The sequence below is a fragment of the Microbacterium sp. AC145 genome, from assembly GCF_979258505.1.
The window spans coordinates 967,478-993,080 of record NZ_OZ409859.1; the positions used below are offsets into that span (position 1 = coordinate 967,478).

26 protein-coding genes are annotated in these 25,603 nt (G+C 66.3%); 20 read left to right on the plus strand and 6 right to left on the minus strand.

Translation table 11 applies throughout. From position 1 onward, the window contains the following. The first annotated feature begins 26 nt into the window (after positions 1-26). From ftsZ to ACZZZN_RS04765, 15 genes are all read left to right on the plus strand, one after another. Positions 27-1,178, plus strand: a complete 1,152-nt coding sequence (ftsZ, locus tag ACZZZN_RS04695) for a cell division protein FtsZ (RefSeq protein ID WP_463504045.1) — start codon at positions 27-29, stop codon at positions 1,176-1,178. After that, positions 1,175-1,858: a YggS family pyridoxal phosphate-dependent enzyme gene (locus ACZZZN_RS04700; protein ID WP_463504046.1), complete on the plus strand. Its 684-nt coding sequence runs from the start codon at positions 1,175-1,177 to the stop codon at positions 1,856-1,858. The genes ftsZ and ACZZZN_RS04700 overlap by 4 nt, the downstream gene beginning before the upstream one ends. 42 nt (positions 1,859-1,900) lie before the next feature. Next, positions 1,901-2,383: a cell division protein SepF gene (locus tag ACZZZN_RS04705; RefSeq protein ID WP_314422476.1), complete on the plus strand. Its 483-nt coding sequence runs from the start codon at positions 1,901-1,903 to the stop codon at positions 2,381-2,383. Positions 2,384-2,386: 3 nt separating this feature from the next. Continuing rightward, positions 2,387-2,683 (plus strand): YggT family protein, encoded by a 297-nt coding sequence (locus ACZZZN_RS04710; RefSeq protein ID WP_463504047.1) that lies wholly within the window; start codon positions 2,387-2,389, stop codon positions 2,681-2,683. A 154-nt stretch (positions 2,684-2,837) separates the two neighbouring features. Then, complete coding sequence (locus ACZZZN_RS04715; RefSeq protein WP_463504048.1) at positions 2,838-3,440, plus strand: DivIVA domain-containing protein; 603 nt, start codon at positions 2,838-2,840, stop codon at positions 3,438-3,440. Positions 3,441-3,449: 9 nt separating this feature from the next. Beyond that, positions 3,450-4,088, plus strand: coding sequence for a signal peptidase II (gene lspA / locus ACZZZN_RS04720; protein WP_463504049.1), 639 nt, complete (start codon positions 3,450-3,452; stop codon positions 4,086-4,088). A gap of 2 nt (positions 4,089-4,090) precedes the next feature. Then, entirely contained in the window at positions 4,091-5,011 is a 921-nt protein-coding gene (locus ACZZZN_RS04725) for an RluA family pseudouridine synthase (RefSeq protein WP_463504050.1), read from the plus strand. Between the two features lie 41 nt (positions 5,012-5,052). Then, positions 5,053-5,634 (plus strand): N-acetyltransferase family protein, encoded by a 582-nt coding sequence (locus ACZZZN_RS04730; protein WP_463504051.1) that lies wholly within the window; start codon positions 5,053-5,055, stop codon positions 5,632-5,634. A gap of 51 nt (positions 5,635-5,685) precedes the next feature. Continuing rightward, on the plus strand, positions 5,686-6,291 hold the full coding sequence (locus ACZZZN_RS04735) for an RNA polymerase sigma factor (protein WP_463504052.1): 606 nt from the start codon (positions 5,686-5,688) through the stop codon (positions 6,289-6,291). Then, the gene (locus ACZZZN_RS04740) at positions 6,266-7,342 is read left to right on the plus strand and encodes a hypothetical protein (protein WP_463504053.1); all 1,077 of its coding nucleotides are present in this window, start codon (positions 6,266-6,268) and stop codon (positions 7,340-7,342) included. The genes ACZZZN_RS04735 and ACZZZN_RS04740 overlap by 26 nt, the downstream gene beginning before the upstream one ends. A 61-nt stretch (positions 7,343-7,403) precedes the next feature. Next, positions 7,404-10,922 carry a DNA polymerase III subunit alpha gene (gene dnaE / locus ACZZZN_RS04745; RefSeq protein WP_463504054.1) on the plus strand — a complete coding sequence of 1,173 codons (3,519 nt, stop codon included), beginning with the start codon at positions 7,404-7,406 and terminating at the stop codon, positions 10,920-10,922. Between the two features lie 113 nt (positions 10,923-11,035). Beyond that, the gene (locus ACZZZN_RS04750; RefSeq protein WP_463504055.1) at positions 11,036-12,514 is read left to right on the plus strand and encodes a hypothetical protein; all 1,479 of its coding nucleotides are present in this window, start codon (positions 11,036-11,038) and stop codon (positions 12,512-12,514) included. Between the two features lie 2 nt (positions 12,515-12,516). Further along, positions 12,517-13,821, plus strand: coding sequence for a histidinol dehydrogenase (hisD, locus tag ACZZZN_RS04755; RefSeq protein ID WP_463504056.1), 1,305 nt, complete (start codon positions 12,517-12,519; stop codon positions 13,819-13,821). Between the two features lie 10 nt (positions 13,822-13,831). Then, on the plus strand, positions 13,832-14,302 hold the full coding sequence (gene nrdR, locus ACZZZN_RS04760) for a transcriptional regulator NrdR (RefSeq protein WP_463504057.1): 471 nt from the start codon (positions 13,832-13,834) through the stop codon (positions 14,300-14,302). A gap of 10 nt (positions 14,303-14,312) precedes the next feature. Next, complete coding sequence (locus ACZZZN_RS04765) at positions 14,313-15,335, plus strand: quinone-dependent dihydroorotate dehydrogenase (protein WP_463504058.1); 1,023 nt, start codon at positions 14,313-14,315, stop codon at positions 15,333-15,335. Between the two features lie 72 nt (positions 15,336-15,407). Here ACZZZN_RS04765 and ACZZZN_RS04770 read toward each other — a convergent pair whose 3' ends face one another. Then, positions 15,408-15,995, minus strand: coding sequence for a DUF3043 domain-containing protein (locus tag ACZZZN_RS04770; RefSeq protein ID WP_463504059.1), 588 nt, complete (start codon positions 15,993-15,995; stop codon positions 15,408-15,410). Between the two features lie 47 nt (positions 15,996-16,042). Between ACZZZN_RS04770 and ACZZZN_RS04775 the strand changes: the two genes are divergently transcribed. From ACZZZN_RS04775 to ACZZZN_RS04795, 5 genes are all read left to right on the plus strand, one after another. Next, entirely contained in the window at positions 16,043-17,464 is a 1,422-nt protein-coding gene (locus tag ACZZZN_RS04775) for a M20/M25/M40 family metallo-hydrolase (protein ID WP_463504060.1), read from the plus strand. Between the two features lie 105 nt (positions 17,465-17,569). Further along, entirely contained in the window at positions 17,570-17,935 is a 366-nt protein-coding gene (gene erpA / locus ACZZZN_RS04780) for an iron-sulfur cluster insertion protein ErpA (protein WP_463504061.1), read from the plus strand. Positions 17,936-18,031: 96 nt separating this feature from the next. Beyond that, positions 18,032-18,934, plus strand: a complete 903-nt coding sequence (gene ctaC / locus ACZZZN_RS04785) for an aa3-type cytochrome oxidase subunit II (RefSeq protein WP_463504062.1) — start codon at positions 18,032-18,034, stop codon at positions 18,932-18,934. Between the two features lie 3 nt (positions 18,935-18,937). Further along, on the plus strand, positions 18,938-20,671 hold the full coding sequence (gene ctaD, locus ACZZZN_RS04790) for an aa3-type cytochrome oxidase subunit I (protein WP_194763423.1): 1,734 nt from the start codon (positions 18,938-18,940) through the stop codon (positions 20,669-20,671). A 3-nt stretch (positions 20,672-20,674) separates the two neighbouring features. Continuing rightward, positions 20,675-21,109: a cytochrome c oxidase subunit 4 gene (locus ACZZZN_RS04795; RefSeq protein WP_463504063.1), complete on the plus strand. Its 435-nt coding sequence runs from the start codon at positions 20,675-20,677 to the stop codon at positions 21,107-21,109. Positions 21,110-21,192: 83 nt separating this feature from the next. Here the strand turns inward: ACZZZN_RS04795 and ACZZZN_RS04800 are convergent, their stop codons facing one another. The 5 genes from ACZZZN_RS04800 to qcrA form a co-directional block, all read right to left on the minus strand. Next, positions 21,193-21,612 carry a rhodanese-like domain-containing protein gene (locus tag ACZZZN_RS04800; RefSeq protein WP_463504064.1) on the minus strand — a complete coding sequence of 140 codons (420 nt, stop codon included), beginning with the start codon at positions 21,610-21,612 and terminating at the stop codon, positions 21,193-21,195. 86 nt (positions 21,613-21,698) lie between these two features. After that, positions 21,699-22,205, minus strand: coding sequence for a GNAT family N-acetyltransferase (locus tag ACZZZN_RS04805; RefSeq protein WP_463504065.1), 507 nt, complete (start codon positions 22,203-22,205; stop codon positions 21,699-21,701). Next, positions 22,202-22,615, minus strand: coding sequence for a RidA family protein (locus ACZZZN_RS04810; RefSeq protein ID WP_463504066.1), 414 nt, complete (start codon positions 22,613-22,615; stop codon positions 22,202-22,204). The genes ACZZZN_RS04805 and ACZZZN_RS04810 overlap by 4 nt, the downstream gene beginning before the upstream one ends. Positions 22,616-22,710: 95 nt before the next feature. Further along, on the minus strand, positions 22,711-24,525 hold the full coding sequence (qcrB, locus tag ACZZZN_RS04815; RefSeq protein WP_463504067.1) for a cytochrome bc1 complex cytochrome b subunit: 1,815 nt from the start codon (positions 24,523-24,525) through the stop codon (positions 22,711-22,713). Further along, on the minus strand, positions 24,522-25,598 hold the full coding sequence (gene qcrA, locus ACZZZN_RS04820; protein ID WP_463504068.1) for a cytochrome bc1 complex Rieske iron-sulfur subunit: 1,077 nt from the start codon (positions 25,596-25,598) through the stop codon (positions 24,522-24,524). The genes qcrB and qcrA overlap by 4 nt, the downstream gene beginning before the upstream one ends. Between the last annotated feature and the right edge of the window lie 5 nt (positions 25,599-25,603).

Below are 25,603 nucleotides of genomic sequence, written 5' to 3' on the forward strand. Positions count from 1 at the left end.
CAGGCTCGATTATTCGGAGGCCGGCCATGAGCCAGAACCAGAACTACCTCGCCGTGATCAAGGTCGTCGGCGTCGGCGGTGGCGGCGTCAATGCCGTCAATCGCATGATCGAGCTCGGTCTCCGCGGAGTCGAGTTCATCGCTGTCAACACCGACGCCCAGGCGCTCCTCATGAGCGACGCCGACGTCAAGCTCGACGTCGGACGCGAGCTGACGCGCGGCCTCGGTGCCGGCGCCGACCCCGAGGTGGGGCGCCGCGCGGCGGAGGATCACGCCGAGGAGATCGAGCAGGCGCTCACCGGCGCCGACATGGTCTTCGTCACCGCCGGAGAGGGCGGCGGCACGGGAACCGGTGGCGCGCCCGTCGTCGCACGAATCGCGAAGTCGATCGGCGCGCTGACCATCGGTGTCGTCACCAAGCCGTTCTCGTTCGAGGGGCGCCGTCGCCAGAGCCAGGCGGAAGCCGGCGTCTCGAAGCTCAAGGAAGAGGTCGACACCCTCATCGTGGTGCCGAACGATCGCCTGCTCGAGATCAGCGATCGAGGCATCTCGATGATCGAGGCGTTCGCGACCGCCGACCAGGTTCTCCTCGCCGGTGTGCAGGGCATCACCGACCTCATCACCACGCCGGGTCTCATCAACCTCGACTTCGCGGACGTGAAGTCCGTCATGCAGGGCGCGGGCTCCGCGCTCATGGGCATCGGCTCGGCTCGCGGCGCGGATCGGGCGATCAAGGCTGCGGAACTCGCGGTCGAGTCGCCGCTGCTCGAAGCAAGCATCGAAGGTGCGCACGGTGTGCTCCTCTCGATCCAGGGTGGATCGAACCTCGGAATCTTCGAGATCCATGACGCGGCAGACCTCGTCAAGGAGGCGGCGCACCCCGAGGCGAACATCATCTTCGGTACCGTCATCGACGACACTCTCGGCGACGAGGTGCGCGTGACCGTGATCGCTGCCGGCTTCGACAGCGGTGAGCCGACGCTGCGCCTCGACCCGATGGTCGTCAGCCGACCGGCTGCCGCCGCAACGCTGCCCGAGGTCGCTCTGCCCGCACACGAGGAGTCTGCTGCGGCACCGGAGGCCCGCGAGCCTGAGCCCGTGCAGCAGCGCACGACGCAGACGAGCATCGAGCCTGCCTTCGCCGACGACGACATCGACATCCCCGAATTCCTCAAGTGAGCGAACTGGCAGCGCGGCTGTCGGCGATCGATCTGCGCATCGCCGACGCCGCGCGTGCCGCGGGGCGTGATCCCGATGATCTGACCAGGATCGTCGTGACCAAGTTCCACCCCGCCTCGCTCGTGACGGAGCTGAATGCTCTGGGCGTGCACGAGGTGGGGGAGAACCGCCAGCAGGAGCTGTCCGCGAAGCGCGACGAGCTGGCGTCTCTCGACGACGTGCGCTGGCACTTCATCGGGCAGGCGCAGACCAACAAGGCAGCGGCGATCCGCCGCAGCGCCGACGCGGTCCACTCGGTGGATCGCGACCGGCTGGCCGATGCGCTGCACCGCGCGGCCGACAGCGACGATCTCCTAGATGTGCTCATACAGGTGAACCTCACGGATGACGCGGGCCGTGGAGGGGTCGCACCCGGTGATGCGGGTCGACTCGCCGAACACATCCTGGGGCTGTCCTCGCTGCGACTGCGTGGAGTGATGGCCGTCGCGCCACTCGACGAGGAACCCGCATCGGCCTTCACCCGCCTCCGCGCGGTCGCCGACGAGGTCCGACGACTCGCACCCACTGCGGACTGGATATCCGCCGGCATGACCGGCGACTTCACCGAGGCGATCGCCGCCGGTGCGACACACCTGCGGATCGGCTCCGCAATCACAGGCCCTCGCCCCGACCGGGGTTAACCTGTGAACAGACCCGCCCGAACGTTCGAACCGGAGGACACGATGGGTAACCCACTGAAGAAGACCATGGTGTATCTCGGCCTCGCAGACGAGGAAGAGGTCTACGAGGAGGAGACGCAGGCTCCGGCCCGCGCTCAGCAACGAGACCGCGACCGAGACCGAGACCGTGAAGAGCCGGCTCCGGCTCCCGTCACCCCGCTGCGTCGTCCCGTCGCGGTGCGCCAGCCCGCAGGAGGGGCAGTGAACGAGATCCTGACCGTGCACCCGAAGCAGTACCGCGATGCTCAGCTCATCGCCGAGAGCTTCCGCGAAGGCGTGCCCGTCATCATCAACCTGTCGCAGATGTCGGACGCCGACGCGCGACGTCTGATCGACTTCGCGAGCGGTCTTTCGCTCGGTCTGTACGGCCGCATCGAGCGGGTCACCTCGAAGGTCTTCCTGCTGTCGCCGGAGAACATCGCGGTCTCCGGTCACGGGGGCATCGCACACGCAGACGCTGAGTCTGCGGGCTTCGACCACTCGTAACCCGTGGGGGTCGTGGCCGTCATCGCGAGCATCGTCCACCTGATGCTCGTGCTCTATCTTCTTGTGCTCTTCGCGCGCCTGATCCTGGACTACATCCCGATCTTCAATCGGGAGTGGCGCCCCAAGGGGGCGGGGCTCGTCGCGGCCGAGGTCGTCTATACGATCACCGATCCGCCGATCCGGTTCTTCCGGCGGATCATCCCGCCGCTGCGCATCGGATCCATCTCCCTGGATTTCGGATTCTCCATCACGATCCTGATCGTGCTGATCCTCATGAACATCGTGGGTATCTTCTTCTGACATCGCTGCGACTTGGCCGCGCGCGAGTGTCGCGGCGTCGCAACGATCAGACTCGGGGGCTATGCTTGGCTCCCAGGTGCGCGCCCCGGGTTCGCGCCACATCTCGACCACGCCATTCTCGAAACTGGCAACCGAACTCATCGAAGGAGCCACCATGGCACTTACCCCGGATGACGTCGTCACCAAGCAGTTCCAGCACGTCCGCTTCAAGGACGGCTTCGACCCCGACGAGGTCGACGACTTCCTCGACGAGATCGTCATCGAGTGGCGCAAGGCCCTCGAGGAGAACGCCGAGCTGAAGGCCAAGCTGGCCGCATTCGAGTCCGGCGCGACGCCGGTCGCCGCTGCGACCGAGGCTCCGGCTCCTGCTGCCGAAGCTGCTCCGGCTCCCACTCCGGCAGCGCCGGCAGAGCCTGCTCCGTCGGGCTCCGCCACCGCGACCGCGGGGATCATCGAGCTGGCCCAGCGCCTGCACGACGAGCACGTCGCCGAGGGTGAGGCCAAGCGCGCCCAGCTCATCGCCGAGGCGGAGGGCGAGGTCAACCGCATCCGCACCGAGGCCGAGGCCAAGCAGCGCGAAGAGTCGGCACGACTCGAGCGCGAGCGCAACACGCTCGAGGCCCGTATCACCGAGCTCCGCAACTTCGAGCGCGACTACCGCTCGCAGCTGCGCGGATACATCGAGGGTCAGCTCCGCGACCTCGACGAGAAGTCGACGTCGACGGACTCGACCCCGGTCTCCGCGATCGGACTGTAGGTCGTCCCTTTGCCAGGACGATCTCCCATTCGTCGGTCGGCGGCCGGCGCGATCGTTGCGATTCTCGCAGCGCTCGTGCTGGCCGCCGATCAGTTCGTGAAGCATCTGACCGTCGAGAATCTGCCCCTGCAGGAGCCGGTTCCCGTTCTCGGTGAGTTCCTTCAGCTGTACTTCGTGCGCAATCCCGGTGCCGCCTTCTCGCTCGGCTCGGATGTCACGTGGATCTTCACCATCGCGCTCGCTGTGGTCGCCGCAGTGATCGTGTGGAAGGCCTTCGGTCTGCGGTCCCGACTCTGGGCCGTGGTTCTCGGATGCCTGCTGGGCGGGGTGCTCGGCAACCTCACCGACCGGCTCCTGCGTGAGCCGGGCTTTCCGATGGGGCATGTCGTCGACATGATCTCGATGCCGTGGATGATGCCGGCGGTCTTCAACGTGGCCGACATCTTCATCGTCACCGGGATGATCTCCGTGGCGCTCCTGGTCGTGTTGGGACTCCGTTTCGACGGCACGCGCGAACGCGACCACGCGCCCGTCGAGAACGACGAGCAGGCAGAGGCCGCCGCGGTCGCCGACGAGACGCGTCCCGCGATCCGCGAGAGTGGCGAGTCCGACGCGGCCGCGGGAGCAGCCGCATCTGACGGGCGCTGATCGTGGAATCACGGTCGCTTCCCGTACCGGACGGGCTCGATGGCACGCGCGTCGATGCCGCGCTCGCGAAGATGCTCGGCTTCTCCCGAACGTTCGCCGCCGAAGTCGCCGCGTCGGGCGGCGTGCGCCTCGACGGTGCGATCCTCGACAAGTCCGATCGCCTGCGCAGCGGTGGATGGCTCGATGTGGAGTGGCGGCCGAAGGAGGAGCTGAAGGTCGTGCCGATCGCGGTTCCCGACCTCGGGATCGTCTACGACGATGACGACATCGTCGTCATCGACAAGCCCACCGGGGTCGCAGCCCATCCGTCGCCGGGGTGGGAGGGCCCGACCGTCGTCGGTGCCCTCGCCGCAGCGGGTTTCCGGATCTCGACGAGCGGAGCCCCCGAGCGCACGGGCATCGTGCACCGGCTCGATGTCGGCACGAGCGGGCTCATGGTGGTGGCGAAGAGCGAATCCGCGTACACGGCGCTCAAGCACGCCTTCAAGGAGCGCACGGTCGAGAAGATCTACCATGCGGTCGTGCAGGGGCATCCCGACCCTCTCGCGGGGACGATCGACGCTCCGATCGGACGTCACCCCAGCCATTCGTGGAAGTTCGCGGTGACACCGGACGGCAAGCCGTCGGTCACCCATTACGAGACCCTCGAAGCGTTCCCGGGAGCCTCACTTCTCGAGATCCATCTCGAGACAGGACGCACGCATCAGATCCGTGTGCACATGGCAGCGCATCGGCATCCGTGTGTGGGCGACCCGCTGTACGGGGCCGACCCGACGCTTTCCGCGCGCCTCGGCCTCACTCGACAGTGGCTGCACGCTCACAAGCTCGGCTTCGAGCACCCGACGACGGGGGAGTGGGTGCAGTTCGAGTCGGGCTATCCTGCGGATTTCCAGCACGCGTTGAGCGTGCTTCGCGGCGACTGAGGTCGCTGGCGGCCGGCCCGACTCCGCGGCACACTGGTGGCATGAGCACCATCGAGGTGAGACCTGCGACCGATTTCGATGACGTGGCTGCTCTGGTCGGTCCCAAGAAGCCGACGTCGAACGTGTGCTTCTGCCTGAGCTATCGCATCGGCAGCAAAGAGAACCTGGCGCTTCGGGGGCCGGCACGCGCCGATCGCGTGCGTGATCTGTGCCACCAGGATCCTCCGCCCGGTGTGATCGCCTACCTCGACGGTGTTCCGGTGGGGTGGGCGGCGCTGCATCCGCGCCGTGAGACGAGCTTCGCCCGCAACCGGCTCATCCCGCACATCGACGACATCGATGTGTGGTCGCTGTGGTGCATTCGGGTGCGACCGGGGTATCGGAAGCAGGGCATCTCCCATGCGCTGCTCGACGGTGCTGTCGCATATGCGAAGAAGCGCGGCGCTCCCGCGATCGAGGGGTATCCGGTCGACAACGGCACCGAGAGAGTGAACCTGACGATGGCGTACGTCGGCACGCGCACACTCTTCGAGAGCGCGGGGTTCGAGAAGGCCGCCGACACGGAGTCGGTCCTCGACGGGTTTCCCCGCGTGCTGATGCGGCTCGATCTGGGGCGAGCCTGACGATGCGGAAGATTTCGTGAACCGTTCTCGACGGTCGGCCCAATACTCAGTGTGAGCAGCGACAGCGAGATCATCAGGCGGTCACTCGACGAGCCCGGGGCCTTCTCCGACATCTTCGAGCGTCACGTGCGACCCGTCGGCGGCTACCTCAGGCGACGCATCGGCGCGGATGCCGTCGACGATGTCCTGAGCGAGACGTTCCTCGTCGCTTTTCGACGGCGCGCGTCTTTCGACCTGACGGCGGAATCAGCGCGGCCTTGGCTGCTCGGAATCGCGACCACCCTGGTGAAGAGTCATCGCGCGGCAGAGGCGCGGCAGTGGCGGGCATTCGAAGCGTCGTCGTCCGCGGAACGCGTCGGGGTCGAGACGCCGCATAGTCGATCCGACTCGCGGATCGATGCGGATGCCGCCCTGCGTGCGCTCGCTCCGAGAATCGCGGCGCTCGCCCCCAAGGATCGGGACACTCTGCTGCTGCATGCGTGGGCAGACCTCACATACGAGCAGATCGCCGTGGCGCTGGGGGTGCCCACCGGCACCGTCCGCTCCCGATTGAATCGCGTGCGTCGAAAGCTCGCGCCGCCGGGCTCTCACGGTGCGACCCGGCTGGCATGGATGGCGAAGGAGGAGAACGATGCAGCTTTCGGAACGAGCACGTGAGATCGGAGTCCGCGACTCCCGTGTCGATGAGACGTCGGTGGAGTTCGCGCGGCAGGCACTGGCGCGAGAGCTGGCGCGGAGCGGCCGGACGGATCAAGTGAGGCATTCGCGCCGTCGGACGTGGACCGGTCTCGGCGTCGGCGGACTCGTCGCGGGCGCAGCGGTGACCGCGATCGTGGTCGGCTCTGTTCTCGCACCGCCGATCGCGCCGGACGCTGCGGCGGCGGACGTGCTGGAGCGCGCAGCCGCCGTGACGTTCGACGCGAAGGACACCACCCTCATCGCGGGGCAGTACCTGCGGATCGAGACCGTCGGCGAGCACCTGCAGTTCTGGAGCGCAGAGTGGGCCGATGACGACGACGAGGGTACCCTCCCGTTGAACGCCTCTCGAGGCGACAGCGATGCGGCGGTCCTGGTGCGCGACACCCGGGTGCTCTACGTCCCGGCGGACCGAGCCGATGAGTGGTTCTACGACTGGGGGCACGCCGATGTCGTCGAGTCCTTCGGAGTGCGGGGCGAGGAGGCTGCGCGGGACTGGGACACGTGGCCCGGCGCACGCGCGATCGAACACGGGACGATCGAGATTCTCCCTGGCGGAGAGTATCTCGCGCTCGGCGGAGATGAGCCGCCGATGCCATACCTGGCCGACCGCTATCGCCCCTTCTACGCGGAGATGCCGCGGGACCCGCAGGAACTGCTCGAGTGGCTCCGTGGACAATCGGGGATGACGGGGAAAGACGCGGATTCCTGGCTCGTGGCGGGCCTGTCCGACCCGTCGGCGATCAATCTCATGCCCGCCGACCTGCGCTCGGCGTTCTTCCTCGCGATCGCTCTGATCCCGGGATTCGAGGTGCGGGAACATCGAGGTTCGACAGCGACGTTGCAGTACATCGTCTCCGGGCATCGCACCACGACGATCGTGATCGACACCGCCCAGGGTCTCGTCTCCGCGATCTCCGAGAACTACGGAACCGGGGGCGCTGCGGGGGACACACCCGAATCCACCACGACTGTGCACACCACGGTGGTGGACTCCCCGCCGCAGCCGTGATGACCTCGCGAAGGCCCTGACTCCCGGCTCCGGTGTCAGGGCCCCGCCGTAGAATCGAACCATGGCATCTGACTCCTTCGTTCACCTGCATGTCCACAGCGAGTACTCGATGCTGGACGGCGCGGCGAAGATCGGAGCGATGACGCAGGCTGCCGCCGATTACGGCATGCCGGCGATCGCGGTGACCGACCACGGCAACACCTTCGCGGCGTTCGAGTTCTACAAGGCTGCGAATGCTGCCGGCGTGAAGCCGATCGTCGGGCTCGAGGCCTACGTCACCCCCGGCACGCACCGCAGCGACAAATCGCGAGTGCAGTGGGGGTCGCCCGATCAGAAGAGCGACGACGTCTCCGGTTCCGGCGCCTACACCCACATGACGATGTGGAGTCAGAGCACCGAGGGCATGCACAATCTGTTCCGGCTCAGCTCCCTGTCGAGCATGGAGGGGTACTACTTCAAGCCCCGTATGGACCGTGAGCTGCTCCAGACCTACGGCAAGGGGCTCATCGCGACCACCGGGTGTCCGTCGGGCGAGGTGCAGACGCGTCTGCGACTCGGCCAGTACGACGCCGCACGCGCCGCCGCGGCGGAGTTCCAGGACATCTTCGGCAAGGAGAACTACTTCGCCGAGATCATGGACCACGGCCTCTCGATCGAGCGACGGGTCATGACCGATCTGCTGCGGCTCTCGAAGGACCTGGGCATCCCGCTCGTCGCGACGAACGACTCGCACTACACGCATCAGCACGAGGCCGATGCGCATGCCGCACTGCTCTGCGTGCAGTCCGGATCGACGCTCGACGACCCGAACCGCTTCAAGTTCGACGGCGACGGGTACTACATCAAGACGGCCGCCGAGATGCGGCAGATGTTCCGCGATCACCCGGAGGCCTGCGACAACACGCTGCTCATCGCGGAGCGCTGCGAAGTCGAGTTCAACACGGCCGCCAACTTCATGCCTCGATTCCCCGTTCCCGACGGGGAGACGGAAGACAGCTGGCTGATCAAAGAGGTCGAGGCCGGGCTGCACTACCGTTACCCGGCAGGCATCCCCGACAAGGTGCGCAAGCAGGCAGAGTACGAGACCGGCATCATTCTGCAGATGGGCTTCCCCGGTTACTTCCTCGTGGTCGCCGACTTCATCAACTGGGCGAAGGACAACGGAATCCGCGTGGGTCCCGGCCGCGGCTCCGGTGCGGGGTCCATGGTCGCCTACGCGATGAAGATCACCGATCTCGATCCCCTCGAGCACGGCCTGATCTTCGAGCGCTTCCTCAACCCCGATCGTGTGTCGATGCCCGACTTCGACGTCGACTTCGATGACCGGCGCCGCGGCGAGGTCATCGATTACGTCACCGCCAAGTACGGATCCGAGCGCGTCGCTCAGATCGTCACCTACGGCACCATCAAGTCCAAGCAGGCGCTGAAGGATGCCGGTCGCGTGCTCGGTTTCCCGTTCAGCATGGGCGAGCGCCTCACCAAGGCGATGCCGCCGCCCGTGATGGGCAAGGACATGCCGCTCGACGGCATGTTCGACTCGGCTCACCCTCGCTTCAAGGAGGCGAGCGAGTTCCGCGCACTGATCGAGACCGATCCCGAGGCGAAGACCGTCTTCGACCGCGCGCTCGGGCTCGAGGGGCTGAAGCGTCAGTGGGGTGTGCATGCCGCCGGTGTGATCATGTCGTCCGAGCCTCTGCTCGACATCATCCCGATCATGCGACGCGAGCAGGACGGCCAGATCGTCACGCAGTTCGACTACCCGTCGTGCGAGACTCTCGGGCTCATCAAGATGGACTTCCTGGGGTTGCGAAACCTCACGATCATCTCTGACGCCCTCGACAACATCCGGATGAACCGGGGCGAGGAACTCGATCTCGAGCACCTCGAACTCGACGACCGCGGCGCATACGAGCTTCTCGGCAAGGGAGAGTCGCTGGGCGTGTTCCAGCTCGACGGCGGCCCGATGCGATCGTTGATGCGTCTGATGAAGCCGGACAACTTCGGTGACATCTCGGCACTCATCGCGCTGTATCGTCCGGGTCCCATGGGGGCGAACTCGCACACCAACTATGCGTTGCGCAAGAACGGCATGCAGCCGATCACACCGATCCATCCGGAGTTCACGGAGTCCCTGGCCGAGATCCTCGACGAGTCGTACGGACTCATCATCTATCAGGAGCAGGTCATGGCGATCGCCCAGCGCGTCGCCGGCTTCTCGCTCGGCCAGGCCGACATCCTCCGCAGAGCGATGGGCAAGAAGAAGAAGTCCGAGCTCGACAAGCAGTTCGAGGGCTTCCAGGCCGGAATGCACGCGAACGGATACTCAGACGGTGCCGTGAACGCACTCTGGGAGATCCTGCTCCCGTTCTCCGACTACGCCTTCAACAAGGCCCACTCGGCGGCCTACGGCCTCGTCTCGTACTGGACGGCCTACCTCAAGTCGCACTATCCGGCCGAGTACATGGCCGCGCTCCTCACGAGCGTCGGCGACTCCAAAGACAAGATGGCCCTGTATCTCAACGAGTGCCGACGGATGGGCATCAGGGTTCTTCCGCCTGATGTCTCCGAATCGATCAACTACTTCGCGGCCGTGGGCGACGACATCCGATTCGGTCTCGGGGCAGTCCGCAACGTCGGCAGCAACGTGGTCGATGGGATCGTCAAGGCGCGCAAGGACGAGAGGTTCACCTCGTTCCACCACTTCCTCGACAAGGTGCCGTTGCATGTCTCCAACAAGCGCACGGTCGAGTCGCTGATCAAGGCGGGTGCCTTCGACTCGATGGGCGATTCGCGTCGAGCGCTCATCGAAGTGCACGAGGATGCCGTCGAAGCGGCCGTGGATCGCAAGCGGAATGAGGCGCAAGGCGCGATCGGCTTCGATTTCGACAGTCTGTACGACGGAATGGAGGAGGCTGCGCCCGCCAAAGTTCCCGCGCGGCCGGAGTGGATCAAGAAGGACAAGCTGGCGTTCGAACGAGAGATGCTCGGTCTCTACGTCTCGGACCACCCCCTCGCGGGACTCGAGGTGCCCTTGGCGAAGCACGCATCGATCTCGATCCACAACCTGATCAACTCGGAGGAGATGCAGGACGGCGAGCAGGTCACCGTCGCAGGTCTCGTCACGAGCGTCCAGCATCGTGTCGCGAAGGCGAGCGGAAACCCGTACGGCATGATCACGGTCGAGGACTTCAACGGTGAGGTGACGGTCATGTTCATGGGCAAGACCTATACCGAGTTCCAGCACATCCTGCAGCAGGACTCGATCCTCGCGGTGCGTGGACGGGTGTCGAAGCGCGACGACGGACTCAACCTCCACGCGCAGTCGGCCTTCGCGCCGGATGTGGGGTCGTTCGACGCCGCGGGCCCACTGGCGCTCGTGCTGGCCGAGCAACGCGCGACGGAACGTGTGATGACGGAGCTCGCCGATGTGCTCCGCCGCCACGCCGGCGACACCGAGGTGATGTTGCGTGTGCACCGCGGAGGCACCGCGAAGGTCTTCGAAGTGCCGATGCCGGTCAAGGTCTCGGCCGACCTCTTCGGCGATCTGAAGTCGCTGCTCGGACCGACCTGCCTGGGGTGAACACGGTCTCTGCGTGACGCTCCTCAGAGCAGTCGTCCGGACTCCCCGGGTAGTATCAGGACGCGTTGGGTGCAGGCCCGCCAGGCGACGCACCGTGACGAAAGGACCCCCTCATGAGCACGGAATCTCCGCTCCAGAACCCCGAGCCCTCGAGCACGGGTGATGATCTGATCCTCGGCGACGAGGCCTACGTCGACGAGCCCTTCTCCGATGATGACGGCGTGTTGTACGACGAGGAGGTGACTCCGGAGTACGGCATCTTCGGGTTCACGCTCCGCGAGCTCCTGATCGTCGGCGCATGGTTGATCGCGTTCGTCGCCTCGTTCTTCCCTTATTTCGGTGCGGCCTCGATCTGGAGTTCCGGGATCCATTGGATCCTTCCGATCGGTCTTCCCACGGTCGCGGTCTTCCTGGTGGTCCTTCGACGCTTCTCGCCCGATGGCATCCGTCGGGTCGGCTCGCTGGGCATCGATCAGTTCGCCTCTGTCGCCTTCTCGGTGTCGAGCGTGTTCTGGCTCGCGGAGCTCTGGAACTCCGTGGCGGTCAGCATCGATCTCGGAACGGTCGTGCTCAGCTGGAACGGCATCGTGCAGTTGGTCGCGGCGCTCGCGCTCGTCGTCTTCACGGTGTTCGCTCCGCTGGTGCCAGGGCTCAAAGAGGACTTCCAGGGCAGGCTCGTGACGCTCGCGCACCGCAACGCGAATCCGGTGCGCCCGGTCATCGCCCGTCCGCGTCCGGTCGCCGAGCCCGAGGCCGCCACCCCCGAGGCATCCGATGACTCGACGATCGCTCCCGTGCCGGCACCCGCCGAACACGACGGCCCGGTCGCGCCGGTCGTCATCGGCGAAGACACGCGGCCCGGTGCGGGCAGCGGCACCGCCGAGACGATCGCCCAGTCCGAGGCGATCACCCAGTCCGAGGTGCCGACCCAGTCCGAGGCGCCGACCGCCGCATCCGGAGCGCTGCGTTCCGATCGACTCGACCCGGAGCTGTCGGGGGAGCAGGCGACGGATGAGGTCGCCCGCTTCGACCTGGCGGAGCAGGTGCCACTCGTCTCGCACGCCTCCGGCGGTGACACAGGTACCGAGGGGCCGGCATCCGACGACGAGTACGTTCCCACCTACTCGCGGCGCTCGTGGAGTCAGGAGCCCGAGATCGTGTCCGACACGGGGAGCATCGAATCCTTGATGGGGGCGACCGCCCAGGAGGTCGGCACCCACCGGTCGGACGAACGTGGTGGGGAGAGCGCCGTCGATCAGCGCGACGTCGTCGATCAGCGCGACGCTTTCGATCAGAACGACACTCTCGACCATCACGACGACGGCGCCGCGGAGACCACTGTCCTTCCCACGATCGACGATGACGCTGATAGCGGCCGCCAAGGATGGCGAGAGCCCGTGGCGACGCAGCCGTTCTGGATCCTCGCGCAGACCGACCGCGACGTGCACGACGAGCGTGGCGATGCTCTCTTCCGCATCGGACCGAGCGCGTGGGTTCTCGTCATCGAGGATCGTGACGGCGCGTACGTCGTCCGTCATGATGACGGCCGGATCGGCTACCTGCACGACATCTCAGACATCACGAAGGGCTGACTGTGCGAACCATCGATCTGCGAGGGCGCCAGCTCTCGCCGGCTGACATGCTCGCGGCAGTGCCGCGAGCGACGCAGGCGCGCGCCGAGGCTCTCGACACCGCCGCCCGCATCGTCGACGACGTGCAGCAGCGTGGTGCGACGGCGCTGCGCGAGCAGGCAGAGCGGTTCGACCGCGTCACCGGCCATGAGCTGCGAGTGCCCGCCGAGCACATCGCCGACGCGCTCGACGCGCTCGAGCCCGAGATCCGCGCCGCGCTCGAAGAGGCCATCCGCCGCGTGCGGCTCGCCTCCGCCGCGCAGGTGCCGGATCCTCGGGTCACCGAGATCGGTGCAGGAGCGGTCATCACGCAGCGCTGGCAGCCGGTGCACCGGGTGGGCGTCTACATTCCGGGTGGCAAAGCCGTCTATCCGTCCAGCGTCGTCATGAACGTCGTGCCCGCGCAGGTCGCCGGTGTCCAGCAGATCGCGCTCGCATCGCCGCCGCAGGCCGACCAGGGGGGACGAGTCCACCCGACGATCCTGGCCGCCGCGGGGCTGCTCGGAGTCACCGAGGTGTACGCGATGGGGGGTGCCGGTGCGATCGGTGCCTTCGCCCACGGGGTCGCGAGCATCGACCTCGATCCGGTCGATGTCGTCTCCGGGCCGGGGAACAACTACGTCGCCTCCGCGAAGCGCGCCGTCGCGGGTGTCGTCGGCACGGATTCCGAGGCCGGCGCCACCGAGATCCTGGTGGTCGCCGACGCGGCGGCGGACGCGCGGCTGGTCGCAGCCGATCTGGTGAGCCAGGCGGAGCACGACGAGCAGGCGTCGGCTGTGCTCGTCACCGATTCCGAGGACCTCGCAGAGCGCGTCGCACGCGAGGTCGCGATGCAGGCGACAGCGACGAGACACGCCGCACGCGTCGCCGCCGCTCTCGACGGGCCGCAATCGGCGATCGTGCTGGTCGACGATCGGGCAGCAGCCACCGCCTTCAGCAACGCATATGCACCCGAGCACCTCGAACTGCACCTCGCCGATGCGGAAGAGGCTGCTGCCTCGTTCACGAGCGCAGGGGCGATCTTCGTCGGAGAGCACACGCCGGTGAGCCTCGGTGACTACATGGCGGGAAGCAACCATGTGCTGCCGACGGGCGGTCAAGCGCGCTACGCACCGGGCCTCGGGTCCTATACGTTCCTGCGACCGCAGCAGGTGATCTCCTACGACCGTGCTGCCCTCGCCGCCGTGCGTGACGGTGTCGTCGCCCTCGCGAACACCGAGGTGCTTCCCGCGCACGGCGAGGCGATCGAGGCCCGGTTCACCGCGTAGGATCGGTCAGATGCACTGCCCCTTCTGCCGTCACTCGGACTCCCGGGTCATCGATTCCCGCACCAGCGACGACGGGCTGTCGATCCGCAGGCGACGTCAGTGCCCTGAGTGCGGTGGCCGCTTCACGACGACCGAGACCGCCAGCCTGAGCGTGATCAAGCGGTCCGGCGTCATGGAGCCGTTCAGCCGCGAGAAGGTGATCTCCGGAGTTCGCAAGGCCTGCCAGGGGCGCCCCGTCACCGAAGCTGACCTCGCGGTGCTCGCCCAGCGCGTCGAAGAAGCCGTTCGCCAGACCGGCGTCTCCCAGCTCGACACCAACGAGATCGGTCTGGCCATTCTCGGCCCGCTCCGCGATCTCGACGAGGTCGCATTCCTCCGCTTCGCCAGCGTCTATCAGGCGTTCGACTCTCTCGAGGACTTCGAGAGCGCGATCACCGACCTCCGGGCCGATCACGTGAAGCGCGGTTCCGCCGAGCTGTAATCTGGCAGGGATGTATCCGCTGCTCTTCCGCGCTGTCCTCTCGCGCTTCGATCCCGAGTTCGCCCACCACGCCGGCATGGCGGTGATCCGTGTTCTCGGAAGACCGCCGTTCTCCTGGGCGACTCGCGCTCTCACCAAGCCGGACCCGTCATTGCGTGTCGAGGCGCTCGGGCTCACCTTCCCCTCTCCGTTCGGCGTCGCCGCGGGCTTCGACAAGAATGCCGTCGGCGTTCGCGGGCTTGCTGCGCTCGGTTTCGGACACGTCGAAGTGGGAACGCTCACCGCGATCGCTCAGGAGGGCAATCCGCGGCCCCGTCTCTTCCGCCTCGTCGCAGATCGTGCCGTGATCAACCGCATGGGCTTCAACAACCGCGGAGCGCATGCTGCGGCGCGGCGCCTCGCCAGACTCCGCCGTGGTGCTCCTGACACGGTGATCGGCGTGAACATCGGAAAGAGTCGTGTCGTCGACGTCGCGGATGCGACGGCCGACTATGTCGCATCCGCCACCGCTCTGGCCCCGCTCGCCGACTATCTCGCGGTCAACGTCTCGTCGCCGAACACGCCGGGCCTGAGGGGGCTCCAGGCGGTCGAGACCCTGGCGCCGCTGCTGCGGGCCGTGAGGGAGGCGTCGGGTGACACCCCGCTCCTGGTCAAGATCGCGCCCGACCTGCCGGATGACGAGATCACGACCATCGCGAGGCTCGCGGTCGCTGAGGGGCTGGCGGGGATCATCGCGCACAACACCACCGTCAGTCGTGAGGGGCTCATCACCGATGCGTCGGTCGTCGAGGCGGCCGGTGCCGGCGGTCTCTCCGGGGCGCCGTTGAAGAGGCGCTCGCTCGAGGTGCTCCGCGTCGTGCGTGGCGCAGTGCCCGCCGATTTCTGCGTGATCGCCGTCGGCGGAGTCGAGACGTCCTCCGACGTGCAGGAGCGACTCGATGCCGGCGCCACGCTCGTCCAGGGCTACACGGCGTTTCTCTACCGGGGCCCGTTCTGGGGCCGCGAGATCAATCGAGGTCTTGCACGTCGCTGAGCCCGCGACGGAATACGAGAACGGCGTCCGATGCTCTCGCGAGCACTGGACGCCGTTCTGTTCGTGCGGTGATCAGTCCGGGTACTGGCCGCGCTTGACCTGCGGCTTGGGGAGGCGCATGAAGCGCATCTGGAGCGAACGCATCGCCGCGTACCAGCCGAGGCCACGCTCGACGCGCTCCTTGCCGAACTTCGCCGCGATCTTGCGCTTGACGCGCATGCCGAGCAGGATCATGCCGCCGATCGCGAGGATCAGGTACGCCATCATCACGAGGTACGCCCAGCCGGCGACCGCGAATCCGGCGATGGCGAGGCTCGGTGGCAGCAGCGAGACGAGGATCACGAGAACCATGACACCCATCACGAACTCGGCAGGCTGCCACGACGCATCCACGTAGTCGCGCACCCAGCGGCGCTGCAGTCCCTTGTCGCGAGGAGGCAGATACTTCTCCTCGCCCGCTGCGAGTCCTGCCTGAGCGCGATTGCGGCGCTCGTTGAGCTCGGCCCGCGCCGCGGCTTTGGCCTCTTTGGTGTTCGCCACGAGGGGGCGGCGGCGGGCCGCCTCCTGCTCCGCGCGGGTCGGCGTCGCGCGTCCCTTGCCCGCGGTGGGCGTCTCGGGGGCGTCGTCGTTCGTCGAAGGAGTGGAGGGGGAAGTGGCCACGAGGTTCCTCGGTTCGGGTGAAGGCGGATCACCTTAAGATTACTCGCATGACTTCTCCTGCTCAGCCCGGTGCCCAGAATCCCTCCAGCGATCGCGAGACTGCAGTCCTGGAGGCGGCGGCGACGGGCTTCCCTGCAGCCCTGAGCGATCTGGGTCATCTGGTGCGTATCCCCGGCATGGCATGGCCCGCGTTCGATCAGACCCAGCTCGAGCGCAGCTCTGAGGCTGTCGCCGCCCTCGCCGAAGCAACCGGTGTGTTCGACGATGTCCGCGTTCTGCGCGCCGCGATCCCCGGGACCGACGAGGTCGGTCAGCCCGCCGTGCTCGCGACCCGCGCGGCACGCAACGGCAAGCCGACGATCCTCCTCTACGCGCACCACGACGTGCAGCCTCCGGGAGACGACGCCCTCTGGGAGACGCCGCCGTTCGAGCCGACGGTGCGTGATGGACGTCTGTACGGCCGCGGAGCGGCAGACGACAAGGCGGGCATCATGGCGCACATCGCCTCGATCCGCGCCGTGACCGAGGTGCTCGGCGATGACCTCGAGCTCGGCATCGCGATGTTCATCGAGGGGGAGGAGGAGTACGGCTCGCGCTCGTTCGCCCAGTTCCTCGCCGACAACAGGGATGCTCTGCGTGCGGACGCGATCGTCGTCGCCGATTCGGGCAACTGGGACTCCGTGACGCCGGGCCTCACGGTGTCACTGCGCGGCAACGCACGTTTCACCGTGCGCGTCAGGACACTGGACCATGCCTCGCACTCCGGGATGTTCGGTGGTGCTGTGCCCGACGCCATGATGGCCACGGTGCGCATGCTGGCGACGCTCTGGAACGATGACGGTTCGGTGGCGGTCGAGGGGCTGACCGTGCGCGAGGCCGACACTCCGGAGTACACCGAGGACACCCTGCGCGACGAGGCCGGCCTGCTCGCAGGGGTCTCGCCGATCGGGGACGGAACGATCCTGAGCCGCATCTGGAACAAGCCGTCGGTCACGGTGATCGGCATCGACGCCACGAGCGTGGCCGCTGCCTCCAACACGCTTCTCCCGGAGGTCAGCGTGGTCGTCAGCGCGCGCGTCGCCCCCGGGCAGTCCGGTGCCGATGCGTATGCGGCACTCGAGGCGCACCTGCGCGCGAACGCGCCCTTCGGCGCGGAGCTCACGTTCTCCGACGTCGACCTCGGAGACGGCTTCCTCGTCGACACCAGCGGATGGGCCGTCGCCCTCACCCGCGACGCCATGCGCGACGGGTACGGCGTGGCTCCCATCGATCTCGGTGTGGGCGGCTCCATCCCGTTCATCGCCGACCTCGTGCGCGAGTTCCCCGAGGCGCAGATCCTCGTCACGGGGGTCGAGGACCCGCACTCCCGAGCCCACAGCCCCAATGAATCCCTGCACCTCGACACCTTCCGACACGCCGTGTCGACCGAGGCGCTGCTGCTGTCTCGGATGAACGACATGATCAACTGACCCGGTCGGATCGGACTCGACCCGGCTTCACCCGCCCCGCCGCGAACGGCGCGGGGTAAAATCGATCTACCTGCCGTGCGAACGCGGCCCGTCACAAGGAGCGACATGAGCGACACCACACTGACTTCTGCAGAGACCACTCAGGCGCACGGCGTGAAGCTGACCGACGCCGCGGCCGTCAAGGTCAAGAACCTCCTCGAGCAGGAGGGCCGCGACGACCTCCGTCTGCGCGTCGCCGTGCAGCCCGGCGGATGCTCCGGTCTGATCTACCAGCTGTACTTCGACGAGCGTTACCTCGAGGGCGACGAGACCGTCGACTTCGACGGTGTCGAGGTCATCATCGACAACATGAGCGTCCCGTATCTCGACGGCGCATCGATCGACTTCAAGGACACGATCTCGGAGCAGGGCTTCACGATCGACAACCCGAATGCTGCGGGCAGCTGCGCCTGCGGAGACAGCTTCCACTGATCCGTTCGACCCCGCCAACCTGCGTGGTTGGCATGAATCAGGTGTGAGGTTGCCCTAGACTTGGGTGTGCCCTGTCCGCAATCTGAAAGGTGCATCGTGCCCTCGAAACGCCGCCTTCGTTGGGCCGCACTCCCTGTGGGAGTCGCGGCAGCCGTGGCCCTGGCGGGATGTACTCCCACCGAGCTCCATGGCTACCTCCCGGGGTTCGTAGAGGACGGTACCGCCGCCACAAACCAGACCGACCGTGTCGCGTCGCTCTGGGTGAACTCCTGGATCGTCCTCCTCGCGGTGGGCGTCATCACGTGGGGTCTGATGGCCTGGGCCGCGATCGCGTACCGACGTCGCAAGGGCCAGACCGGTCTGCCCGTCCAGATGCGGTACAACATGCCGATCGAGATCTTCTACACGATCGTGCCGCTGATCCTCGTGCTCGGGATGTTCTTCTTCACGGCCCGCGATCAGAGCGAGATCGAGGCGAAGTGGGATGACCCCGACGTCGAGATCACCGCCATCGCGAAGCAGTGGGCCTGGGACTTCCAGTACGACGGCGCCGAAGACGACAACTCCGACGCGGTGTGGACGATGGGCATTCAGGCTCAGCCCGACGCCGACGGCAACATCGACCAGGAGCAGCTGCCCACGCTCGTGCTCCCGGTCGATCAGAAGGTCACGATCGACCTGCAGTCGCGCGATGTGATCCACTCCTTCTGGATCATCGACTTCCTGTACAAGAAGGACATGTACATCGGGAAGGACAACTCCTGGTCCTTCATCCCGACCCGTGTCGGCGAATACGCCGGCAAGTGCGCCGAGCTCTGCGGTGAGTACCACTCGATGATGCTCTTCAACGTGAAGGTCGTCGAGCAGGACGAATACGACGCCTACCTCGAGTCCCTCGAGCAGGCAGGCAACACCGGAGATATCACCGACGCGTACGACCGTCTGGGGAACTATCCCGGCACCACCGCGAAGAACGACTCCGAAGAAGGAGAGGAGTAAGCCATGTCGACGACAGAAGCACCCCGCACCGACGAGGCCCCTCGCTCCCGTCCGTCCGCACTGCCCGCACGTCAGGCGGCTCTGATGAGCTCGTCGCGTGTGGAGCAGAAGGGCAACATCGTCGTCAAGTGGATCACCTCCACCGACCACAAGACGATCGGATACATGTATCTGATCGCCTCGGTGCTGTTCTTCCTCCTCGGTGGCGTGATGGCTCTGGTCATCCGTGCCGAGCTGTTCGCTCCCGGGATGCAGATCATCCCCACGAAGGAGCAGTACAACCAGCTGTTCACGATGCACGGCACGATCATGCTGCTGATGTTCGCGACGCCGCTGTTCGCAGGATTCGCCAACGCCATCCTGCCGCTGCAGATCGGGGCACCTGACGTCGCGTTCCCGCGTCTGAACGCCTTCGCCTTCTGGCTCTTCCTCTTCGGATCGACGATCGCCGTCGCCGGGTTCCTCACCCCGCAGGGCGCAGCGTCGTTCGGCTGGTTCGCCTACCAGCCCCTGGCCAGCGCATCCTTCTCGCCGGGCGCCGGCGGAAACCTCTGGATGCTGGGTCTCGGCATCTCGGGCTTCGGCACGATCCTCGGTGCGGTGAACTTCATCACCACGATCATCACGATGCGCGCTCCCGGCATGACGATGTGGCGCATGCCGATCTTCACCTGGAACACGCTCATCACGAGCCTCCTGATCCTCATGGCGTTCCCGGTCCTCGCCGCTGCGATCTTCGCGGCCGGCGCCGACCGCGTGCTGGGTGCACACATCTACGATCCCGCGAACGGCGGTGTGCTCCTCTGGCAGCACCTGTTCTGGTTCTTCGGGCACCCCGAGGTCTACATCATCGCGCTGCCGTTCTTCGGCATCGTCTCCGAGATCTTCCCGGTCTTCAGCCGCAAGCCGATCTTCGGATACAAGACCCTGGTCTACGCGACGATCGCCATCGCAGCGCTCTCCGTGGCGGTGTGGGCTCACCACATGTACGTGACCGGTTCGGTGCTCCTGCCGTTCTTCGCCCTGATGACCATGCTCATCGCGGTCCCGACAGGTGTGAAGATCTTCAACTGGATCGGAACGCTCTGGCGAGGTTCCGTGACGTTCGAGACTCCGATGGTCTTCGCGCTCGGCTTCCTCGTGTCGTTCGTCTTCGGTGGTCTGACCGGCGTCATCCTCGCGGCCCCGCCGCTCGACTTCGCCCTCTCCGACTCGTACTTCGTGGTGGCTCACTTCCACTACGTGGTCTTCGGAACAGTCGTGTTCGCCATGTTCGCCGGGTTCTACTTCTGGTGGCCCAAGTGGACAGGGCGCATGCTCAACGAGCGTCTCGGATACGTGCACTTCTGGATGCTCTTCATCGGCTTCCACATGACCTTCCTCATCCAGCACTGGCTGGGAGTCGACGGCATGGTCCGTCGCTACGCGGATTACTCCGCGGCAGACGGCTGGACCTGGGGCAACCAGGTGTCGACGATCGGTGCGATCATCCTCGGTGCGTCGATGCTGCCGTTCTTCCTGAACGTGTGGATCACGTCGCGCAAGGCGCCGAAGGTCACGGTCAACGACCCGTGGGGTTACGGTGCATCTCTCGAGTGGGCGACCTCCTGCCCGCCGCCGCGACACAACTTCACGTCGATCCCGCGCATCCGCAGTGAGCGTCCGGCTTTCGACCTGAACCACCCGGAGGCGGCCGAGTTCACGACCACCGTCCCCGGCGAGCGAGAGGGCCACTGAGCCATGCGCGACAACGTCATCCTCTGGTGGGTCCTCACCGCCTTCTTCGCCCTGGTCGGTGTCGTGTACACCGGCTGGCACATCCTCGCCACGCCTGCGGACAACTTCGCAGCACGCATCGAGTGGGTCGGCACAGTGGCGCTGTTCTTCGCGGCGTTCATGGGCGCGATGATCGCGTTCTATCTCGACCGCACGCACAAGGCGCAGAACGGTGAGCTGCCGGAAGACATCCTCACCAGCGACATCGACGACGGAGACCCCGAACTCGGTGAGTTCAGCCCGTGGTCCTGGTGGCCGATGGTTCTCGCAGGCTCCGCTGCCGTGTTCGTCGTGGGGTTGGCCGTCGGCCACTTCCTCCTGCCGATCGGCCTCGCGATCTTCGTCATCGCGATCGTCGGATGGGTGTACGAGTACTACCGCGGCAACTTCGCACGCTGAGTATCACGATGAAGGCCCCTGGGAAGCATCCCAGGGGCCTTCATCGTCCTGTCCCGCATGGGCGTGAACGGCGGGGCGGGCGCTCAGGGCTTCGTGCGCACCCGTGCCACACCGGTGAGCGGGTCGACGGGGCGGTGGTGCACGCCGTCCGCGTCCTCCACCGGATACCCCTCGCGAACCCAGTACTCGAAGCCGCCGATCATCTCCCGCACGTCGTATCCGAGCGCGGCGAACTCACGGGCACCCTTCGCGCCGGCGTTGCACCCGGGACTCCAGCAGTAGACGACGACGGCGGCACCGACGGGAATCTCCACGGGGGCGCGGGTCGCGATCTCGCTGTAGTGCATGTGGACGGCTCCTGAGACGCGTCCCTGGGCCCAGGCCTCATCGGAGCGGACATCGATGACGACGACATCCTCGCCGGCCTTCAGCGCGGCGTGGACATCGCTGGCGTCGGTCTCGTAGGCGAGCTTGGCGGCGTAATACTCAGCGCGGTCGATCATAATCCCAGACTAGGGAGACGGCCGTCGGTGCGCCCTCGTCATCCGGACGAGGGTGCACCGGAATCCGCCAACGTCGGAGCCGCGTGTCAGAGCTCCACCGTCATCTGCAGGCGGCGCCCGTACCGATCCACCCCCAAGTCTGCCTCCGTGTCGACGAGACCCCGCTGGAACGGTGTTTCCGGAATGCTCTCGAGGAACCCGCACGAGGCGTAGAACGGAGCGTTCCAGGGGATCTCGGCATACGTGCGCAGCGACATCCGCGTGTAGCCGCGCTCGCGGGCTTCGTCCAGTGCGGCTTCGACGAGGCGGCGTCCGTACCCCTGTCGACCGGAGGAGGGGAGGACAGAGAGCTGCTCGAGGTGAGCATGGCCGTCGGCATCGAGCACATGGACGAAGCCGATGGGGGAGGAGTCCTCGGGGTCTTCGATCACCAGGACGAAACCGGGCGCTCCCAGCCTCTCGGCACCGTCGCCGGCCGGCGGCCACTCGGGTGCTCCCAGGCTGTCGATCAGAAGCAGATCGGCCCGCGCCTCGATGGCGTGCAGTACCGCCGCGTCATCCGGGACGGCTGGACGGATGGTGGCGCCGTTCATCGTGTCTCCTCCGCGACGGCTGCGATCGCTTCTATCTCGACCAGCTGGTGATCGTATCCGAGCACAGTGACACCCAGGAGAGTGCTCGGCACGTCATGGGCGCCGAAGGCGGCGTGTACGACCTCCCACGCCGCCACCAGATCCTGCTGGGACGACGACGCCACCAGCACGCGCGTGGAGATGACATCGGTGAGCGCCGCATCACTGGCGCGTAGCGCGGCCTGCAGTGTCTCGATGCAGCGTGCGGCTTGTGCGGCGTAGTCGCCCGGTGCTGTCGTGGTGCCATCGTCATTGAGAGGGCATGCGCCGGCGAGGAAGATCAGCCGGGATCCGGATGGTGCTGTCGCCGCGTACGCGTAGGGAGCAGCGGCGAGATCGGTCGAACGGATGAGTTGGACTGCTGAGCTCATGTCATGATCCTTCCACGCTCAGGTGAGAGGCGCCCGGACACGAAGAAGGCCCTGTCCGAAACGGACAGGGCCTTCTTCGTGGGAGAGCAGCGAGCTTACTCGCCGTCTTCCGACTTCTTCTTGCGGGACTTCTTCACGGGTTCGGTCGAGATGACCGAGCTCGGTGTGTTCGCCGTCTCGTCGACGTGGGTCTCACCCGTGGTCAGAGGAGCCTCCGGGAATCCCGCACGCTCGTGGGCGCCCTGGATCTCTGCGGCCTCGGTCTCGTCGTTGCTCGCCGTGACGTGGTGCTGGTGAGCATCCGCAGCTTCGACCTCTGCCTGCGTGAGCGGGGCGAGACGGTCCTCGAAGAACCACCGGGAGATGGAGGATCGCAGGTTCTCGGTCCACGAGATACGGCCCTTGGCATTCGGACGAACGACCAGCGGCTCGTATCCGTCGACATCGATGAGCTTCCAGCGGTCGTACTTGTCGACCGGCTGGTGCACCTCGATGAACTCGCCACCGGGGAGCCGGACGATGCGACCGGACTCGTAGCCGTGCAGAACGATCTCGCGGTCCTTCTTCTGCAGCGCGAGGGCGATCCGCTTCGTGACGAAGTAGCCGAGCACGGGGCCGACGAACAGCAGCGCCTGAAGCGTGTGGATCACACCCTCCATCGTGAGCATGAAGTGCGTCGCGATGAGGTCGGACGAAGCCGCAGCCCACAGCACCGCGTAGAAGATGACTCCGGCGACGCCGATGGCAGTGCGAGTCGCGGCGTTGCGCGGGCGCTGCGCGATGTGGTGCTCCCGCTTGTCGCCGGTGACCCACGCCTCGATGAACGGGTAGATCGCGACGAGCACGATGAACAGTCCGAGGACGACGAGCGGCAGCAGGATTCCGAACGACCAGGTGTGGTTCAGGAAGACGACATCGAGGTTCGAGGGAGCGAGGCGCAGTGCACCGTCCGCGAATCCGATGTACCAGTCAGGCTGAGTACCGGCGGACACGGGGGAGGGGTCGTACGGTCCGTAGTTCCAGATCGGGTTGATCTGGAAGAACGTCGCGATCAGCACGATCGTGCCGAAGACGATGAAGAGGTAGCCACCCATCTTCGACATGTAGACCGGCATCATCGGGTAGCCCACGACGTTGTCGTTCGTGCGACCGGGGCCGGCGAACTGCGTGTGCTTGTTGACGATCATCAGCATCAGGTGAACGACGATGAGCCCGATCACCAGGAGAGGCAGCAGCAGGATGTGCAGCGTGTACAGACGACCGACGATCGCGGTTCCGGGGAACTCACCGCCGAAGAGCAGGAAGGATGTCCAGGTGCCGATCAGCGGGATGCCCTTGATCATGCCGTCGATGATGCGCAGGCCGTTGCCCGACAGCAGGTCGTCCGGCAGGGAGTACCCGGTGAAGCCCTCGGCCATCGCGAGGACGAAGAGCACGAAGCCGATCACCCAGTTGAGCTCGCGAGGCTTGCGGAATGCACCGGTGAAGAAGACGCGCAGCATGTGCACGCCGATGCCGGCGACGAAGACGAGCGCGGCCCAGTGGTGGATCTGGCGCACCAGGAGGCCACCGCGGAGGTCGAACGAGATGTTCAGCGAAGACTCGAGTGCCGCCGACATGGCGATTCCGCGCATCGGGGCGTAAGCACCCGTGTAGTGCGTCTCGACCATGGACGCTTCGAAGAAGAACGTCAGGAAGGTTCCGGACAGGAACACGACCACGAAGCTCCACAGCGCGATCTCGCCCAGCATGAACGACCAGTGGTCAGGGAAGATCTTGCGTCCGAGCTCCTTGACGAAGCCGGAGATGCTGGTGCGCTCATCGATGTAGTTCGACGCGGCGCCGACGAATCGGCCGCCGAGAGGCGCCTTGTTGTCCTTGTCCTCTTTGGACAGCGTTGCGGTGCTCAATGGCGCTCCCAGAAGCTCGGGCCGACGGGCTCGGTGAAGTCACTTCGTGCGACGAGGTAGCCCTCGTCGTCGACGGTGATGGGCAGCTGCGGCAGCGGACGTGCGGCCGGTCCGAAGATGACCTTGGCATGATCCGTGACGTCGAACTGCGACTGGTGGCAGGGGCAGAGGAGGTGGTGGGTCTGCTGCTCGTACAGAGCCACGGGGCATCCGACGTGCGTGCAGACCTTCGAGTACGCGACGATGCCGTCGTACGACCAGTCCTTGCGGTCTTCAGCCTCGGTGAGCTGCTCAGGACGAAGGCGCATCATCAGCACGATCGCCTTCGCCTTCTCCTCGAGGTAGCCATCGTGATGGCTGAGATCGGCGAGTTCCTCGGGGATCACGTGGAAGGCGGAGCCGAGCGTGACGTCTGCGGCGCGGATCGGCGTGCCGTCGGGGTCGCGCACGAGGCGAGCGCCCTTCTCCCACATCGTGTGCTTGAGGAGCGTGACGGGTTCTCCGGCAGTCGGGTCGTCGGGAGTGCTGTGCGGAGCGAGTCCGCGGAACAGCGTGACACCGGGGATGATCGACGCCACGATCGCCGCGAACAGCGAGTTGCGGATCATCGTCCGTCGTCCGAAACCGGACTCTTCGTTCGCCGTGGCGAAAGCCTCGACGACAGCCTCGCGCGTCGAGTCCTTGCCCCGGGTGGGGTGGCGGTGCTCGATGTGCTCCTTGTCGCTCATCAGCGCCTTGGACCAGTGGATCGCGCCGATTCCGATCGCGAGCAGCGCCAAAGAGATGCCGAGACCGATGAAGAGGTTGTTCTGGCGGATGTCGATGAGCGCGCCGCTCTCGATGGGGAAGAGCATGTAGGCGGCGACCGCCCAGATGCTTCCTGCCAGCGAGAGATAGAACAGCGTGTAGACCGTGCGCTCCGCTGCCTTCTCGGCGCGCGGATCCTTGTCGGTCATCCGCTCGCGGTGCGGCGGCAGCCCGGGGTTCTGCACGGGATCGCTGACTGCGACACCCAGCCCCGGAGAGGGCTGGTAGGCCCTGTCAAGAGCCTGCGAGTCGTCGTCGTGTGCCATGGTGC